The organism is Atribacterota bacterium, from assembly GCA_028703475.1.
GTDB lineage: Bacteria > Atribacterota > Phoenicimicrobiia > Phoenicimicrobiales > Stramentimicrobiaceae > JAQVMU01.
Map to the genome: position 1 here is coordinate 28669 of JAQVMU010000005.1, position 17531 is coordinate 46199.

18 protein-coding genes are annotated in these 17531 nt (G+C 32.7%); 13 read left to right on the forward strand and 5 right to left on the reverse strand.

Going from position 1 to position 17531, the window contains the following annotated elements; translation table 11 throughout:
- Nucleotides 1-95 precede the first annotated feature (95 nt).
- Entirely contained in the window at nt 96-533 is a 438-nt protein-coding gene (locus PHQ99_01495) for an OsmC family protein (protein ID MDD4288253.1), read from the reverse strand.
- Nucleotides 534-791: 258 nt separating this feature from the next.
- Here PHQ99_01495 and pgi point away from each other — a divergent pair, with 258 nt between their 5' ends.
- From pgi to PHQ99_01510, 3 genes are all read left to right on the forward strand, one after another.
- A complete protein-coding gene (gene pgi / locus PHQ99_01500) occupies nt 792-2423 on the forward strand; it encodes a glucose-6-phosphate isomerase (protein ID MDD4288254.1) in 1632 nt (543 codons plus the stop codon).
- Between the two features lie 123 nt (nt 2424-2546).
- Nucleotides 2547-2960: a MarR family transcriptional regulator gene (locus PHQ99_01505; protein ID MDD4288255.1), complete on the forward strand. Its 414-nt coding sequence runs from the start codon at nt 2547-2549 to the stop codon at nt 2958-2960.
- A gap of 34 nt (nt 2961-2994) precedes the next feature.
- Nucleotides 2995-3441 (forward strand): Hsp20/alpha crystallin family protein, encoded by a 447-nt coding sequence (locus PHQ99_01510; protein MDD4288256.1) that lies wholly within the window; start codon nt 2995-2997, stop codon nt 3439-3441.
- A 94-nt stretch (nt 3442-3535) separates the two neighbouring features.
- Here the strand turns inward: PHQ99_01510 and PHQ99_01515 are convergent, their stop codons facing one another.
- Nucleotides 3536-4708, reverse strand: coding sequence for a TraB/GumN family protein (locus PHQ99_01515; GenBank protein MDD4288257.1), 1173 nt, complete (start codon nt 4706-4708; stop codon nt 3536-3538).
- A gap of 179 nt (nt 4709-4887) precedes the next feature.
- Between PHQ99_01515 and PHQ99_01520 the strand changes: the two genes are divergently transcribed.
- Nucleotides 4888-5463, forward strand: a complete 576-nt coding sequence (locus PHQ99_01520; GenBank protein ID MDD4288258.1) for a flavin reductase family protein — start codon at nt 4888-4890, stop codon at nt 5461-5463.
- 74 nt (nt 5464-5537) lie between these two features.
- Here the strand turns inward: PHQ99_01520 and PHQ99_01525 are convergent, their stop codons facing one another.
- The 3 genes from PHQ99_01525 to PHQ99_01535 all read right to left on the reverse strand — a co-directional run bounded on the left by PHQ99_01525 (nt 5538) and on the right by PHQ99_01535 (nt 9893).
- Complete coding sequence (locus PHQ99_01525; protein ID MDD4288259.1) at nt 5538-6359, reverse strand: hypothetical protein; 822 nt, start codon at nt 6357-6359, stop codon at nt 5538-5540.
- A gap of 73 nt (nt 6360-6432) precedes the next feature.
- Nucleotides 6433-9231: an MMPL family transporter gene (locus tag PHQ99_01530; protein ID MDD4288260.1), complete on the reverse strand. Its 2799-nt coding sequence runs from the start codon at nt 9229-9231 to the stop codon at nt 6433-6435.
- Between the two features lie 47 nt (nt 9232-9278).
- A complete protein-coding gene (locus tag PHQ99_01535; GenBank protein ID MDD4288261.1) occupies nt 9279-9893 on the reverse strand; it encodes a TetR/AcrR family transcriptional regulator in 615 nt (204 codons plus the stop codon).
- A gap of 239 nt (nt 9894-10132) precedes the next feature.
- Here PHQ99_01535 and PHQ99_01540 point away from each other — a divergent pair, with 239 nt between their 5' ends.
- The 9 genes from PHQ99_01540 to yddG all read left to right on the forward strand — a co-directional run bounded on the left by PHQ99_01540 (nt 10133) and on the right by yddG (nt 17515).
- Nucleotides 10133-10333, forward strand: coding sequence for a DUF6485 family protein (locus tag PHQ99_01540; protein MDD4288262.1), 201 nt, complete (start codon nt 10133-10135; stop codon nt 10331-10333).
- Nucleotides 10334-10465: 132 nt separating this feature from the next.
- Nucleotides 10466-11122, forward strand: coding sequence for an isoprenoid biosynthesis glyoxalase ElbB (gene elbB / locus PHQ99_01545; GenBank protein MDD4288263.1), 657 nt, complete (start codon nt 10466-10468; stop codon nt 11120-11122).
- Nucleotides 11123-11254: 132 nt separating this feature from the next.
- Complete coding sequence (locus tag PHQ99_01550) at nt 11255-11482, forward strand: hypothetical protein (GenBank protein ID MDD4288264.1); 228 nt, start codon at nt 11255-11257, stop codon at nt 11480-11482.
- A gap of 49 nt (nt 11483-11531) precedes the next feature.
- Nucleotides 11532-11795, forward strand: a complete 264-nt coding sequence (gene rpoZ / locus PHQ99_01555; GenBank protein MDD4288265.1) for a DNA-directed RNA polymerase subunit omega — start codon at nt 11532-11534, stop codon at nt 11793-11795.
- A gap of 199 nt (nt 11796-11994) precedes the next feature.
- The gene (locus PHQ99_01560) at nt 11995-13101 is read left to right on the forward strand and encodes a hypothetical protein (protein ID MDD4288266.1); all 1107 of its coding nucleotides are present in this window, start codon (nt 11995-11997) and stop codon (nt 13099-13101) included.
- Between the two features lie 105 nt (nt 13102-13206).
- Nucleotides 13207-15057, forward strand: a complete 1851-nt coding sequence (locus tag PHQ99_01565; GenBank protein MDD4288267.1) for a P-loop NTPase — start codon at nt 13207-13209, stop codon at nt 15055-15057.
- 53 nt (nt 15058-15110) lie between these two features.
- Entirely contained in the window at nt 15111-15851 is a 741-nt protein-coding gene (locus PHQ99_01570) for a SagB/ThcOx family dehydrogenase (GenBank protein MDD4288268.1), read from the forward strand.
- Nucleotides 15852-15893: 42 nt separating this feature from the next.
- Entirely contained in the window at nt 15894-16370 is a 477-nt protein-coding gene (locus PHQ99_01575; GenBank protein ID MDD4288269.1) for a pyridoxamine 5'-phosphate oxidase family protein, read from the forward strand.
- Nucleotides 16371-16594: 224 nt separating this feature from the next.
- A complete protein-coding gene (yddG, locus tag PHQ99_01580; protein MDD4288270.1) occupies nt 16595-17515 on the forward strand; it encodes an aromatic amino acid DMT transporter YddG in 921 nt (306 codons plus the stop codon).
- Nucleotides 17516-17531 lie beyond the last annotated feature (16 nt).

Here is a 17531-nt window from a genome sequence, read left to right on the forward strand (position 1 = left end):
CAAACATATGTTTCCGTCAAGATATAAATATTTCACTTTTTTAATTTGCTATCTGTTGTCAGCTGTAAAATAAATAATCAATAAACAGTATAGTACTATTGAATAGAAAAAGATCCCTGGACATTAATCGGGTGGATAAAATTGTCATACATGGGTGAAGCCTTTAGTGCCAGGTTATGAACTTTTTCTACTTCTTCTTCTGAATGTTTTGTATTAATCAAAATTTCATATTTAACATTTTTAAATCCGGGTCTTTTATTTTGTTGTTCATCTATCCAGCCACCTGGAACTATTTCGCCTTCAAGATTTACTTTTAAGCCATCTATGGTGACATTTAATCTATCTGCTGCATATAAACAGGCAAAAAGGAGACAACTGCCTAATGCCTGTAAAGATATTTCGGCAGGTTTTGGAGCAAGGTTAGTGCCATTTTCTTCTAAAGGTTTATCCATAAGCATAGTAAATCCCCGTGTTTCGCTTTCAATCTGTGTTCCTTTTAACCAGTTTGCCTGTATTTTAAATATTTTTGACATTTTATAATTCTCCTTTTACTCAAAATATTTTATTATTATTATTATTATAGTATTTATTTTTTGTTTTACAAAATTTAACTTAAAGCAAAAACATTCGATTTGCATCAATGTTTATCGATAATAATTTTTTATGATAGATAAAGAGTATCTAAATTGATAAAATATAAGTGTTGCATTATTTAAATTATTTATATGCAAACAAATATCAATGACTATTTTGGAGGAATGATTAACACTTAAATAGAAAAGGAGAACAATATGAAAGATGATAATGGCAAGCTTTTTAATACTTATTCTGTATGGAAATTATTAAGGGAAAATTATGAAAAAACAAAAGAATTACATTTACGGAAAATGTTTGCAGAAGACCCTGCAAGGGTAGAAAATATGATTGTTGAAGATATGGGGATTTATTATGATTATTCCAAGCAGAGAATTACCGGTAGAACAATCAAGTTACTTTTAAAATTAGCAGACGAATCGGGATTAAGTGAACAGATTGAAAAAATGTTTCAGGGAGAAAAAATAAATACCACGGAAAACCGTGCTGCTCTCCATATTGCTTTACGTGCTCCCAAAGGAAGAAGAATCATGGTAGATGGAGAAAATGTTGTGCCAAAAGTACACAGGGTCCTTGAGAGAATGTCTGCTTTTGCAGAATCAGTTCAAAGTGGCTTATGGAAAGGTTATTCGGGAAAACCTATTCGAAATATTATCAATGTTGGTATCGGAGGTTCTGATTTGGGACCTGCTATGGCATATGATGCACTACGTTATTATAGTTACCGTCATTTGAACTTTCGATTTATTTCCAATATTGACGGAACTGATTTTGTTGAAAAAACAAATGACCTTGACCCTGAAGAAACAATATTTATCATCTCATCAAAAAGTTTTACTACTCAGGAAACTATGACAAATGCTAAAACAGCAAGAGATTGGATACTTGGAAAACTTAAAAACGAAGAAGCTATTCCGAAGCATTTTGTGGCTGTTTCGACAAATATATCAAAGGTTAGGGAATTTGGTATTTTACCTGAAAATATGTTTGAGTTTTGGGATTGGGTGGGTGGACGCTATTCACTATGTTCGGCGATTGGCCTTTCAACCATGATTGCTATTGGTACGGATAATTTTTATTCTATGCTTGACGGGTTCTATCAAATGGATGAACATTTTAGAAAAGCACCTTTCAGTAAAAATATGCCGGTTATAATGGGGTTACTGGGAATATGGTATAATAACTTTTTTAATGTTCAGAATATAGCTGTACTGCCCTATAGCCAGTATTTAAAAAAATTTCCTGCTTATTTACAACAGCTTACAATGGAAAGTAATGGTAAAAGTGTTGATATTGAAGGGGATGACATTTCATATCAAACCGGACCAGTGTATTGGGGAGAGCCTGGCACTAATGGGCAGCATTCTTTTTATCAATTGCTTCACCAGGGCACTAAACTTATACCATGTGACTTCATTGCATTTAAAAAATCTCTTAATTCAATAGGAAATCACCATGACTTGCTTATTGCCAATGTTTTCGCTCAGGCTGAAGCCCTTGCCTTTGGCAGGACACAGGAAGAGGTTAGCAAGGATGGTGTTCCTGAAAAAACTATTCCATATAGAGTATTTAAGGGGAACAAACCTTCAAGTATGATATTAATAGACAAATTAACTCCTGCAGTATTGGGAAAGTTAGTAGCATTATATGAACATAGTGTATTTACGCAAGGAGTTATCTGGCGAATAAATTCTTTTGATCAGTGGGGAGTAGAATTAGGCAAGGTGCTTGCGGAAAGAATTTTAGTAGAAATAGAGAAAGAAAATCTTTCTGAGTTCAGACATGATGGTTCCACAAACAGCCTTATCCGGAGATATAGAGAGTTATAAGATTTTTCACAATAAAAAGTTATAAAAAAACTTGACAATTATGATTCAATTCCTATAATTATAGATAGGATAATAAATGCTAATAGCATAAAATGTTACTAACAAACAATGACAGGTATAATTATGAATGAAAATATTCTAAATATGATTGTTAAACTAAAATCAAATAAAGCATTGGATAAAAAGCATATGAGGATGTTTTGTAATCTTTCTATTGCTGAATATAAGGGTATTATGGCTCAGAAAACCGGAGAAGAAATGACATGCCAGGAGATGGCCAGGGTCATGGATTTATCCCCATCAAGAAGTAGCCGGGTAATTGATAATTTAGTTCAGAAGGGGTATTTCATTAGAAAGACTAGCAGTTATGATAGAAGAACAATAGCTATTACATTATCCAGTAAAGGTAAAAAAATAAAGGAAGAGATTAAAAAAAACCGACAGCAGATGGAACAGGAAATTGTGGAAAAGTTTTCTGATGATGAAGTAGAAATGATCAGAAATTCATTGCGGATGTTACTTAATTATTTTATGTAAAAAATATTAATAAAACAAAAAAGGAGGAGTTGTTATGGATTTAATTCGTTGGGAACCGAGAGAAAATTTAATGCGCAGTTTCTTTGATGACTTCTTTGATATTATGAATAGGCCAGGTGGTAATAAAAGAAGAAGGTGGGAAGAAGGTGGCATATGGTCACCCTCAACTGATTTAATTGATAAAAAGGATAAATTGATTGCAAGAATTGAATTACCTGGAGTAGAAAAAAAAGATGTTAAAATATCTTTAAGTGAGAACAATCTGACTATTCGAGGCGAAATAGAAAAAGACAAAGAAACAAAAAAAGAAGATTATTATTGTTGTGAAAGGGCATATGGGACATATTCCAGAACAATATCTCTACCTACTGAAGTTGACCAGGATAAAATTAAGGCAAGTTTTAAAAATGGTATATTAGAGATTACTATGCCCAAAAAACCGGAGAAAAAACCGAAAGAAATTAGCATCGAAACAGAATAATTCATTCTTAACTATTTTAACTAATAATAAAGCTATTGCATATATATGCAATAGCTTTATTATTTAAAATTTCTTTTCTATTTTTTAATATTTATTATGATATAGTATCAAAAAATATTTTTATTACCCTGGCTCCACCGACAAATGTTCCCAGTGAGCTTCCCAAATTAGCCAGAGCTACTATCAGTAATATCTTGGTAACCCTATTCCTGAAGAAATCACCAAAAGTAGTAATATCGCCTAATTTTTCAAAATCATCCACTTTTGGCTTCCTAACCATTGCCTCCACGATTCCTGCAAACCAGCCTGCGGCCAGTAATGGGTTTAAAGAGCTGATAGGGGCAACAAAAAAGGCTGTTAAAATTGAGAAAGGATGGCCGGCTGCAATTAATGTTCCCAATGCAGCCAGGGAACCATTCCAGATAAGCCATTGCAGGATCTGATTAAAACCACTTACTGTGGATATTCTAAAGGTTGAAATAATCATTACTATTATGGCAATAGGAATTGCCCATAGTAACCATTTTGTCCATTTTGCGCTTTTAGGAATATATGTTAACTTTTTCAGGTCATGGTCATTATATATTTCTTTTTTGATTCCGGGAACATGTCCTGCTCCAACTACAGCAATAATCTTACTGCCCGGAGAATTTTTTATCTTTTCTGCAAGATATTGGTCACGCTCATCGATTAAAGTATTTTTTAATCGGGGGAAGGATGTAGCCAAATCCTGCAGGGCAGCAGTGAGCATATCCTCAGATTTAAGTTTTTCGATTTCTTCTTCTGATATTTCTTCTTGATTGAAAATACTGAGCAAAAGCATAAAAAACAGGCGTAATTTACCAAAAAGACTTAACTTTTTCCATATCCGGGTAAAAGTTACCTGGATATCACGGTCAGCTAAAACTAAATTAATATTATTATCTTTGGCTGATTGTATTGCTTGTATCATTTCCTGTCCAGGCCTTATTCCCAGCTGCCGTGCTAATCTTTTCTGGAAAGCAGAAAGGATTAAATTTACCAGCAAAAGCAAAGCTTTTTTTTGTTTAATAATTGTAATAATATCCATCTCTTTCCACTTATCCGGGTTTGTGATTGATTGAAATCTGGATGGACATAATTCAACACAAACAGAATCTGGTTTCTCTTCTTCAATAAATTCTTTTACGGTATCTGCACTTGTTTTTGATACATGTGCAGTACCAATTAAATAAATATCTTTACCTTCTAATGAAATATGGTGAATATCTTTATTATTTTGCAACATCAAAACTCCTTAAAAAAGTATAACCTCAAACATTATAACATAACAGGGAAGATTGGTGTAGAATAAATATTCAGGTTTTGATAAAATAATAACAATAATAAAATAAGAGTAATGGAATAATCAGAAATGGATAGAAGAAAGAATCATAGCAAAAATCAGGTAAGGAGGAATACAAAGAAATGAAGAAATCAATTGGTCCAAAAACTCTTTTGGGAGCTGTTCCAGTATTGGTTGTTGGAAGTTATGACCAGGAAAACAAACCAAATTTGGCTACCGTTGCATGGGGAGGGATATGTAATTCAGAGCCCCCATGTGTCAATATTTCTCTGAGAAAAAACCGGTATTCTTATCGCAACATTATTTCTCGAAAGGTATTCACGGTTAATGTTTTATTCAATACCCAGGTCCGGGAGGCAGATTTTTATGGTATATCATCAGGAGCCAAGTATAATAAATTTGAAAAAACTCGTATTACCCCTGTAAAAAGCGAGATTGTAGATGCTCCCTATGGAGAAGAGTTTCCGATGGTTCTGGAATGTCGGGTTATAAATCAAATTGAAATAGGTTCCCATGTTATGTTTGTGGGTGAAATTTTGGATGTAAAAATTGAAAATAGTTTGCTGGACGAAGATGGTAAATTTAATAAAAATAAGATCAAACCAATTTTATACATTCCTACCCTGGGAGAATATTTTACTATGGGAGAGTACCTGGGAAAAGGGCATTCAATTGGAAGAAAATATATTTCTTCTTAAAATCTTATTAAATATCAAAGCGCAAGATTACTATAACTTAACATCTACAAAATAACACTTGCGCTTTGATTTGATTAGAGAAGCCACTTTATTGAAAAATATAATCCCTGAGAATTCTTCATTATGCCCAATTTAGAATCACTGTTACCTGATAGAAATAGATATGATAATGATGTAGAAACACGGTCACTGATTTGATAATCTACCCCGATAATATTGCCCATACTTATATCATAAAGGCTTAGAATTCCTATATAGAATGGTTCAAAATCAAAAGAATTCAATGTTTTATTAGTGTTTAAGTAGATATACGGAGAACAGTCTCTTCCTCTTTCGAAAGGAAGTACGTAAATAAATCCACCATTAAGATACAGATTTGAATCAGTGGTATAATCAGCACTTATTATTCCCTGAAAATAAGGAGTATCTAATAGATTTTCTCCCTGGAACGACCAGTGTTCAGGTATTATATATGCAAGATCTCCCCTTAATATGGCTCCTTCAATACCTGGAAATTTACCCTGGAATTCCAGGCCGAACACCTGTTTTGATGGATATCCTAAAGTTAGGTCCAAGTATTGTCCGTTGGATGTTGGGTTGACTTGCAAATCAACCGGAAAAGGATTCATATAGCTGCCTCTATAATAACTAATTCCAGCATCAAAAGAAGGAAAACTATGGCTCAATCGTAATCCCCATACTACATTGGAAGAATAATAGAATAGATTAATATTTTCGATAGGAGAACCCGGTGCAGGATTGAAGGAACTGTATTCAGCCAGATAGCTGTCTTTTAAGTAGGCATCGGGATAAGGAGTAACAGCACCCTTAGGAATTAAAACAGCCTGCAGGTAGGTTAGTGAATTTATATGATAGGATGCATTGAAACCTAACACTCCTAATTTTTCCTGATTTTGTGTAAAAGAAATACCTGTATGATAATGAGTATATAGTTTTTAGTAGTTTCTTCTAAGGGCTCTTTTCTGTATTTTTTATTTTAAATTTAATATAATGCAATAAAAGTGGCAAAAGTAATAATGTATAAACCACACTAATCAGCATTACACTTCCAATTAATATAGAAAATTCTGAAATCATTTTAATTTCTGAAAATGCTAAAACAAAACAACCTGCAGCAACAGATATAGAGTTAAAAAATATAGCACGCCCGGATCCTGTTAAGGTGACAGTTATTGCTTTTACCGAATCTGCTTTTTTGATAATTTCCTGATTATAGCGAGTAACGAAATGTATAGTATAATCAATTCCAGCCCCAATGGCGATACTTGCTACCATCATAGTACCGATATTGAGGGATATCTTCAATAATCCCATTATACCAAAAGCTGTTATAATGGTTAAAATAATTGGAATGATGGAAATAATGCCAGTTAATAATGAACGGAATTGTATAAACAGTAATAAAAAAACTATAAAAAATGCTATAAGCATACTTTTAACCTGTCCATCATAAATACCTTTATTAACCTCATTGGTAACAACCGGAATGCCGGTAAGCCTGTATGTAAAACTTATATTACCGCTTTCATCAGGCAAATAAACATAATCATCAAGCAGATACCAGAGATAATTTGCATCACGACTGCTGAGCTGTAAATTGAATAAATCGGCTATCTGTGTTTGGGCATATTTGATTTTTTCCCTCTCAGTTAAAATAGCGATAGAGCTGTCAATAATTTCTTTCAAATACTCAGCATCAAATGCTGAAACATCCAATTGTTTGACCAAATCTTCCATAAAGAGTAAATCATCTAAACCGGTTTTTAGATAACTAAAAAGAATAGGTCTAATCTCGACCGGTTCAATGCCAAAATCTCCCAGCTCTAAAGATGACAGGCTAATTATTTCTTCAACAAATATTTCACTTAACTCAATAAAACTGTTATCAGTTAGTACGGCAATACGTATAAGCTCTTTGTGTAATTCCTCTATTTGTGTCTCGTTAAATACTGCTCCATTTGATTCCCATGAACTGGTAATTTCTTTTGCGATATATGGGTAATATTGCTCTTTTTCAGCAGAGGTTAATTGATTCATGTCTATTCCTTTCACTTTTCCGGGAATTTGCTGGATGAACTCTTCGACTTTTTGAATTGATTGTTCAATATCATCTGAAACCATTTCTTTTGAGCGAACCTGTAAAATAGTATTTTTACCATCATTGGCAATCATTGAATTGACAAATTCATTATCTCCGGCGAAGAACCATAAATTATCTATTTTATTAGGATTAGCTGGAATAATATTCTTATTTTCCATTGCATTATTAAGTTGAGCGAGGAAAATACTAATCGAAGTTGGTTGAGAAAGAGAGGGCAAACTCTTTGCATAATTTTGAATCTTTTCAATATTTCTTAGTATATACGGATGCTTAACACTTTCTGCTTCCAGATAGACATAAAGAAAATCAACTCCACCAAATTTCTCTTTAAAATATTCCATAGTTTTGGTAATAGGATTATTTATTCCTAATCTGCCTTCAATACTGGAATCGGTTTGCACTTTAGTGGAAAAAATAACTGATATAAAAATAATTATCAGGATTAATGCAATTACAATAGTTTTTTTAGTTGTTACAATCTTAGCAACTGCCTTTAATAATTTACTCACGAAATCGTCGGTATGAAAGGAAAAATTTTTAGGTACCTGTCTGGGTGCAAATCTGCTGAGAATTGCTCCCAACAAAAAAATAGTAAGAATAAAAGCAAGAAAGATACCGATTGTGGCAAATATGCCAAATTCTGTCATTGGTCTTACCACTGCGGTAGTCAATGATGCAAAGCCCGCCATAGTAGTTAATGCGCTCATTAGAATTGGAACAGAAATAAATTCAATAGTGTGTTCAATTGCTTCCCCTGGAGGAAGATTATTTCTTTCTTCATAATAGCGATTGATAAAATGAATCGCATAAGCGGTTACCAGTGCCAGCATTAAAACTGGAATTACAGATATAACAATGGTGACTGTTCCCCCTGATGATGCTACCAGGCTTAAAACCCAGAAAGAGGTGAGAAGGGCGATTAAAATAGGCAATAAAGTTCCCTGTATACTTCTGAAACAGTAATAAAGTATTGCAATGATTACGAGAGCGGCAATAATTGCAAATGACATGTTATCCAAAGCCATTTCTGTAATTTGTACTTCCATAATCGGAAGTCCGAAATACTCAATGCGCTCCAGGTTTTTATTATATTGATTGATTATATTTTCTAAATCACTACATAGATGGGAACCATTAACATTGTCCGGGGATTCTAACATCAAAAGAACAACCTGGCCATCGGATGAAAGGTAATTCTCTTTTATCAATTCATCCTGTAAAACTTCTTCTTTAAGCTGTAAAACATCTTCTTCAGTTGTAGGAAAATCTTCAACAAAATTACTTACTTCAATGCCAAAATCAGTGCCAATAATTTTAGGCATATTCAAAAAAGAATTTACAGAAACAACATATTCGGATTTTTCCAGATTTTCAATGATGGTTTTTAAATTTTGTAAATTTTCCAGGGTGAATAAAGTATTGTCATACTCGAGAGAAATAAGAGTAAGGTTTTCATCATATTGCTCAAATTTTTCTGATATTTCCTGATAAAACTTAATCTCTTCATCATTTTCAGATAGATATTTTGTTATATCATCCTCTATTCTTAAATTGCTAATCTGGGTAAGACCCAGGATGGTTACAAATATTACTACTACTATTAGTATTTTTGAATGAGTAGTAATAAATTTAGCTATTTTTTTCATATAATTTGTGATACTCCTGATTATAGTTTAATCAAATCAAATAACTGTTATGGTTTTATCATATTTTCTGGTGATAATATGCCAAACATAAATATCCTGGCAATCATTTCTATAACTTCTTCGGTGGAATAGGGAAGTTGAGAAATAATCTCAGGTGTTGCTACATGCTGAACAGTATTAAGAATAATTAAAACAATAATATCAATATCAATATCTTTCCGGACAATGCCTTCTTTTTTGCCCTGTCTTAATAAATCTCTTAGTTCATTATTTATCATTTTTTCCCGAAGATTGCCAATAGCTTGCCATGTTTCAGGGCTATTTTTTCTAATATCTTCGAATGCATATACATTAATCTGTGATATCTGGGATTGAATCAGGGAGAGAAAAAGTTTGAGGGTTTCTAATACATTATTGCTTTTGTTTTTTTCATTTATTATCTCATTTATTTTATCATTAAATTCCTGAAAGAAATCATAAATAACAGATTCTAAAAGTATTTGCTTGCTTTTAAAAAATTTATAAATTGTTTTCTTACTCATTTGAAGTTCAATTGCTAACTGACCCATGGTTACCGTGGAATAACCAAAGGTAAAAAAATACTTTCTGGCTACTTTTAATATTCTTTTTTTATTAGAATTAGGGCTTTTTTTTATTTTCATTTAATTTTATAACACATAAGAGATGAGGATTATAAAAATATAAAATTTGGAAACTAATATGGTATATACAGTTTCCTAATGATTATAGTCAATCTTGAATTTTATGTCAATCATTATTTCCTTCTCAAACCTTCTATAATGAAATATCAAACCTCTACGATACTGTTTTTAGGAAAATTTAATAAAAAACTTGATTAAGCAATAAAAATAGGTAAAATATTACAAAAAGGAGAAAACCAATGGAATGCAATATTAAAACAAATAGAGAAAACTGCCCCTGCACTTATGAGCCATGTCCGCGAAAAGGTAAATGCTGTGAATGTATTGCCTATCACTGGGGTATGAATGAACTGCCAGGTTGTCTTTTTCCCGCGGAGATAGAAAAGACGTATGATCGTTCCATAAAAAAGTTTATTGAGGTTCAGCAGGAATATTCTTAACACTATTGGATTTTTTGGATAACAATAAAAGATATCATTTTAAATTAATTTTATTAATGTTTAATTTTTAAGAAATATCAGTTATAATATATTGTTAGAATAAATAAAAAATAAAAAAAGGAGTAGGTAGCTGTGAAAAATATCGGTGTTGTTTTATCCGGTTGTGGAGTACAGGATGGAAGTGAAATCCACGAGGCAACACTAACTTTGTTATTTTTAGACAAAGCGGGTGTCAAGGCCACCTGTTTTGCGCCTTGTACAGAGCAGTATCATACTGTTAATCATTCTACCGGAAAAGTCCAGGAAAAGGAAATAAGGAAGGTATTAGAGGAATCTGCAAGGATTGCCAGGGGAGAAATAACTGATTTATCCAGGGCAAGTGTTGAAAACTTAGACGGAATAATTTTTCCAGGAGGATTTGGGGCAGCAAAAAATTTATGTGATTTTGCCTTTAAAGCAGAAAATTGTGTAGTAAATGAAGATGTTGAAAGAATTATTAAAACAATGCATACTGCAAAAAAACCCCAGGGTTTTATATGCATTGCTCCGGTTTTAGCTGCAAGAGTATTGGGTGCATTTAGACCTCAATTAACTATCGGCAATGATACATCAACTGCACAGCTGTTGGAAAAAATGGGAGCTAAACATATTAACACAAATGTTGATGACATTATATATGATAACGATAATAAAATTGCTTCAACAGCAGCTTATATGCTGGGTCCTGCAATTTCTGATATTGCAGTAGGAATCGAAAAACTTGTCCAAAAGATTGTAGAGGTTGCCTAAGCCAATACATATAAGACTAATTCTACGAAAATAATTTACATTATTCTTTATAATTCTGTTATAATATAATCCATTAAAATATTAATTATTTTTAATTTTATAAGAAAGGTTATCAAGGAGATTGAAGTGATCGTGAAGAAGAATGAAAAAAAAGGTTATAATTCTTTTATGGATGATGTCTATTCAATTAAGGATCTAATTGAAGAGAAGAGAAAGGAAATCAGGGAGCTTGAATCCCGATTGAGGAATTTGCCAAAAAATAATTTTAGTGAAAATGATGAAGAGTCAGAGAAGGAAAAACTTAGAAGACATATAAAGCGGTCTGAGAAAGAATTAAAGAATCTTCAAAGAAAACTGTAATAATATAATTTTATAATATTAAAAAGTAAATAGATAGGAGTCTGAGAGATTGAGTAAAAATAGTTATTTAGATAATAAGTATTTATTAACAATGATGGTGGCAAAAAGGGCTAAACAGCTAAACCAGGGTTATAAGCCCCTTATAGAAATGAATGCTAAAAGCAATCGTTTATTGGCTTTAAAAGAGGTTGAAGAGGGATTGATATATATAAAGGGAGATAAAAATCTTGCCTGTGAAGTCATCGAAGAGTCTGTTAATTCTATCGAATCTGAACAACCTGATGAAGATAAAGAAAATACTGACTTAGTTTAAGAGAATATAATAATTGGTAAAATAGCGTAACCAATCTCAATTAAACCCGTTTTAATTATTGAATAAATTTAAAGCGGGTTTAATTTTTATTAGAAAAAACCTTCTTTTATGTCTGTTCCCTTTAAATCTGCAAAAAAAGATGTCATAATAAACAACAGCAAGGATGCCATTTTATTACATTCTTTTATAGGAGAGTATTATGAAAACAGGCTATTTAATTAATATCTTATTAATATTACTGGTTTTATTATTTAATCCTTTTGATAAACAAATAGAGGCAAAAGATATCCAGCTTGGTGGCCAGCTTGATGTTTCTTTACAAGGTTTCTGTAACAATGAAATTGGGTTTGCCTTTCAGCCCCAAGCTAATCTTGATTTAGAGTTATTTCTGCCACGTTGGAAAAATAATGAAATAAAATGTGCAGGGACTTTTTATACAAATATAACTGAAAATAAAATAGATTTTTTTTGGAAAAGATTATATTGGAAGCACAGATTTGAGCATTTGCATCTTACTATTGGAAGACAACCGGTTTCATGGTCTTTTGGATCCCTTTTAAACCCGGTAGATTATACATTGGGCTCAGTTGCTATGGACGAAGAATTTAGCTCTAAATATCAAGATGCAGTAGAGATATATATTCCTGTTAACTGGAATACAAATTTGTCAGTAGTAGCCTCCTTACCTGACGCAACAAAGGATTTAAAGGCAGGTTTAAGAGGGAGAACCTTGATTAAAGATTTTGATTTAACTTTCAATTATGTTCAGGAACAGCCGGATGGTGAAAAAGGTATAGAAAAGCGTTTTGGTATAACTGCTAAAGGTGATATCGGAAAATTTGGAGTTTATGGAGCATTTGGATTTTACTGGAATAGAGAAAATCAGTTTTCATTGTTGGCTGGTGCTGATTACAGTTATTTTTTCCAAAAAGGTAATCGGTTATATCTTCAGGCAGAATATTTAAATATCCCGCCTGGTCTTTTATCACAAATTACCGGGCAAACGATGTTAGTGACAGAAGAATATTTTGATAAAAATATGCACTTATTTGTGAGCAATATATCCTATCAGATTGACGATTTTTCCAGCATTAGCTTAACTTCATTTTTTAATTGCAGTAATGGTTCAAAAATGTTTACGTCCTCATATATTAACCAGATTAAGAACAACACAGCATTAGAAATTAAAGCAGGTTTAGCTTCAGAATCAACTAAATATTCTGATATTAATTCATCCCCTTTAAATTTATTTCCTGGAGAATCTTACCAATTATTTTTGGAAGCCGGTATTAGTTATGTATTTTAAATAAATAGAGAAATGTTCAATGTATGTGCGGGTATTAGACATACCTGTCTGAATAGATTTTTAATTAATTGGGTACTTTGCGTACTAATTCATAAGGAGGAAAAATTGAAAAAAATAAAAATTGCTATTGCCAGTGGTAAAGGTGGAACAGGAAAAACATTAATATCAACCAATATTGCCCGTACTATAAGTGATATGGGTGAGAAGGTACAATATATTGATTGTGATGTTGAGGAACCAAATGGACATTTATTTTTAAATCCCGAGGATAATAAAGAGGAAACCGTCTCCTTGTTATCACCTGTTGGTATAAATGATGAAAAATGCATAAAATGTGGCAAATGCGTTGAAGCATGTAATTATAATGCAATTGCAATGGTTAAAGATAAGGTGTTGTTTTTTAAGGAATTATGTCATTTATGCGGGGCTTGTCAGATAGTCTGTCCGGTTGATGCAATTATTGAGGAAGATAGAGAGATTGGTACTTTGCGACATGGCAAAAGCGGGGAAATAAATTTTCATGATGGTTTATTAAAAACTGCTGAAGGTGGAATGTCACCCCGTTTAATACGGAAACTAAAATCATATATTGCAGAGGGTATTAATATATTAGATTCTTCTCCTGGAACGGCTTGTCCGGTTGTAGAGACTATCAAAGATGCAGATCTTTGCGTTTTAGTAACAGATCCTACACCTTTCGGGTTGCATGACCTAAAATTAGCAGTAGCAATGGCCCGCAGTTTAAATAAAGAGCCAGCTATTATCATAAATAGGGCAAGTTATGACAGTGTTGAGTTAAAAGCTTATTGTCGAGAGCAAAAATTAGAAATTATAGGCGAGATTCCTAATGATAGAGAGATTGCACATTTTTATTCTCAGGGTGAGCTTATTATTGATAAAATACCGGAATACAAAGTATTATTCAAGAAGCTTTCAATCAGGATTATAGAAGATGCTAAAATAAAAAGAGAGGTAAAGAAACCAGCAGATAAAGAATATTTTTATCAAAATCGACAAATAATTAAAAAAAGCCTAAAATCAGATACAATAGAAGGGAAAAAACCCAAAGAATTGGTTATTATAAGCGGTAAAGGCGGTACAGGCAAAACTTCGCTTGCTGCTTCCTTATCAGCATTAAATAAATCTATGGTGATTGCTGACTGTGATGTAGATGCTGCAGATTTGCACTTGATTTTAAAGCCAAAAATTAAAAAAAGAGGCTATTTTAGCGGAGGAGTAATTGCAAAAATTATACAAGAAAATTGCACTGTCTGTGGTAAATGTTATGACGCATGTCGTTTTATAGCAATTGAAAAAAAAGAAAATAATGGAAAAATTAGTTATTATATTAATCCGGTTGATTGTGAAGGTTGTGGAGTCTGTTACCTGGTTTGTCCGGAAAATGCTATTGAAGTGCATGATGCTATTAATGGCGAATGGTTTATTTCTGAAACAAGGTTTGGGCCAATGAGCCATGCTCGTCTTGGTATTGCTGAAGAAAATTCAGGAAGACTGGTTACTTTGGTAAGAGACCATGCAGTCAATCTGGCAAAAAAATATAAAATTAAAAATAATTTAATTGATGGTTCACCTGGTACTGGCTGCCCTGTTATTGCCTCTCTTACTGCCGCAGATTATGCGGTAATTGTAACTGAGCCAACAGTTTCGGGATTGCATGATATGAAAAGAGTTTTTGATTTAATTAAATATTTTGGGATGAAAGCAGGTGTAGTAGTAAATAAGTATGACATCAATAAGGAGATGACTAATAGTATTACGGAAGCTTCTCACAAGATAGGTATAAATATTTTAGGACTTATCCCATATGATGAGGTAGTGACTGAAGCCCAGATAAGAGAACAATCAGTAATTGAGTATAAGGAAGATAGCGAAGTTGCAAAAGAGATAATTAAAGTAAATAAAAATATCATGAAGGAAATATCCGTTAATGATTAATAAATAAACAATAGATTTATTCCTTTTACTTCTATTATGGAGGATTATCAGCAATGAATTCTATCGGAGACGAATTTATTAGAAAAACTAAATATCATTTTTTAGATTTATCTGACCAGATGAAAGGTATTAATCCGCCTTCTTTACAACTGCCATATCCTGATAATATGGAAATAATTTCTTTACCAGACTTTAATGATACTGAAATTTTGCAGGAAAATGTCAAATCAGTAATTAATTTGAGGGAGAGTATACGTAGTTATAAACAAGTTAACATTAGCTTATCTGAGTTGTCATACCTGTTATGGTGTACTCAGGGTGTAAAAGAAGTCTTTTCTGGTATTGCAACTAAAAGGACAGTGCCTTCTGCAGGAGCAAGGCATGCCCTGGAAACAACTCTCTTAGTAAACAGGGTAGATGGATTAAAACCCGGATTATACAGGTATTTAAGTTTGGAACACCAGTTAGGAGTATTTAAAATAGATAATCATATTAGTGATGAGATTGTAAAGTCAGCTTTTGGTCAGGATTTTATCAAAAATTCAGCTGTTACTTTTATCTGGATGGCAGTAATTTACAGGATGAAATGGCGGTATGGTGAGCGTGCTTACCGATACATTTTTTTAGATGCAGGACATGTGGCTCAAAACTTATACCTTTCTGCTGAATCAATTGGTTGTGGAGTGTGCGCAATTGCAGCTTTTTCTGATGATGAAATGAATCAAATTTTAAATATAGATGGCAAAGAACAGTTTGTGGTATATATGGCAACGGTAGGGAAGAAAAGGCAATAAAATTGAAAGATTTATATTTGTAAGAAGAAAGGAAATATATTTATGAGGAGAAAGGATAAAGAGATTAAAGATATTATTGAAATACTTGAAATAGTAAAGCAGGCAAAATACTGCAGTGTAGCCATGTGCAGAAACAATTTACCCTATATTGTTCCTATGAATTTTGGTTTTTCGGATGAGACTATTTACTTACATTCAGCCAATGTAGGACTTAAAATTGATATTTTAAAGAGCAATCCACAGGTTTGTATAGGAATCGTACAAAATGAGAAAATAAAGAAAATGCCAGATATTTGCGATACGGAAATGAAATATAGCAGTGTGACTATTTTTGGAAAAGCAGAGTTTCTTTCAGACGAGAAAGAGAAGAGAAATGCCCTTAAATGTATTGTAGAACACTATGAACATAATACTGCAAAATCTAATGAAATAGAAATGAATGTTGATATGGGTGTTCTTAATAAGCTAAGCGTTGTAAAGGTACAAATTGAAAAAATAACTGGAAAACGGTCTGTTTAAATTGAATAAAAGCAATTTACCCAAAGAAGCGAAGCTTCCCGTACACCCAAAGAACTTCCCGTATTGGAATAACAGTTGTAAAGCTATTAAAGATATCAGGGTTAAAATTGTATGTTAAAGGCTTGGATACCTTTCAGGGCAGTACTGTTTTAGGTATTAAAGCTATTATTAGAAATAAAAATATGTTGGGATAACCATGAAGTTATCAAATAAAGGCTATATTTATGTTTTCAAAAAAACTAAGTGGAGGAGATAATAACACTTTACTTGGAATTTTAGCCATTATATTCTGGGGAAGCACTGTTGCTTTTTCCAGAAGTTTGACAGAACAACTGGGTACTGTGACAGCCGGTGGAATGGTTTTTATTTTAAGTGCAGCATTTGCATGGCTTTATTTGCTAATCATTTCTCCCCATTCATACAAAAAGATGTTCCACCTTTCTCCCAATTATTTATGGGGATGCGGAATTTTATTTGTAATATATATGACGACCCTGTATCTTGCAATAGGCCTGTCAAACAGCCGATTGCAGGTTATTGAGATTAGCATCATTAATTATCTCTGGCCTGGTTTGACCCTGCTTTTCTCGGTTCCCATTTTAAAGAAACGGGCAAAGCTATTTATAATTCCCGGTATCATACTTGGTTTTATAGGTGTCTATATTGCCATGAATCCCTATCATAATTTTTCTTTTGTACCCTTTATTCAGAATATACAAAACAATATTTTGCCTTATATTTTTGCTTTTATTGCTGCGATATCATGGGCACTTTATTCAACATTTGCCAGGAAGTGGGCTGCAAAAGATGAAGAAGGGGCAGTGCCAATATTTTTATTATTTACCGGCATTTTATTATTATTACTCAGGACTTTTTTTCAGGAAGAGGCGGCATGGAATATCAGGACATGTATAGAGTTATTTTATATGGCAGTTTTTCCAACATTTCTTGCTTATACTTTTTGGGATAAAGCAATGCGACATGGAAATATTGTATTGGTAGCTTCTATCTCATATTTTACTCCAATTTTATCTGTTTTTATAAGTTCTATGTACTTGAATATTAGTATTGATATCCGTTTATGGATTGCTTCACTTTTGGTGGTAGCCGGTGCGCTTATAAGTAAATATTCTATCTCAGAATAGTGTAAAAAAAACGTAA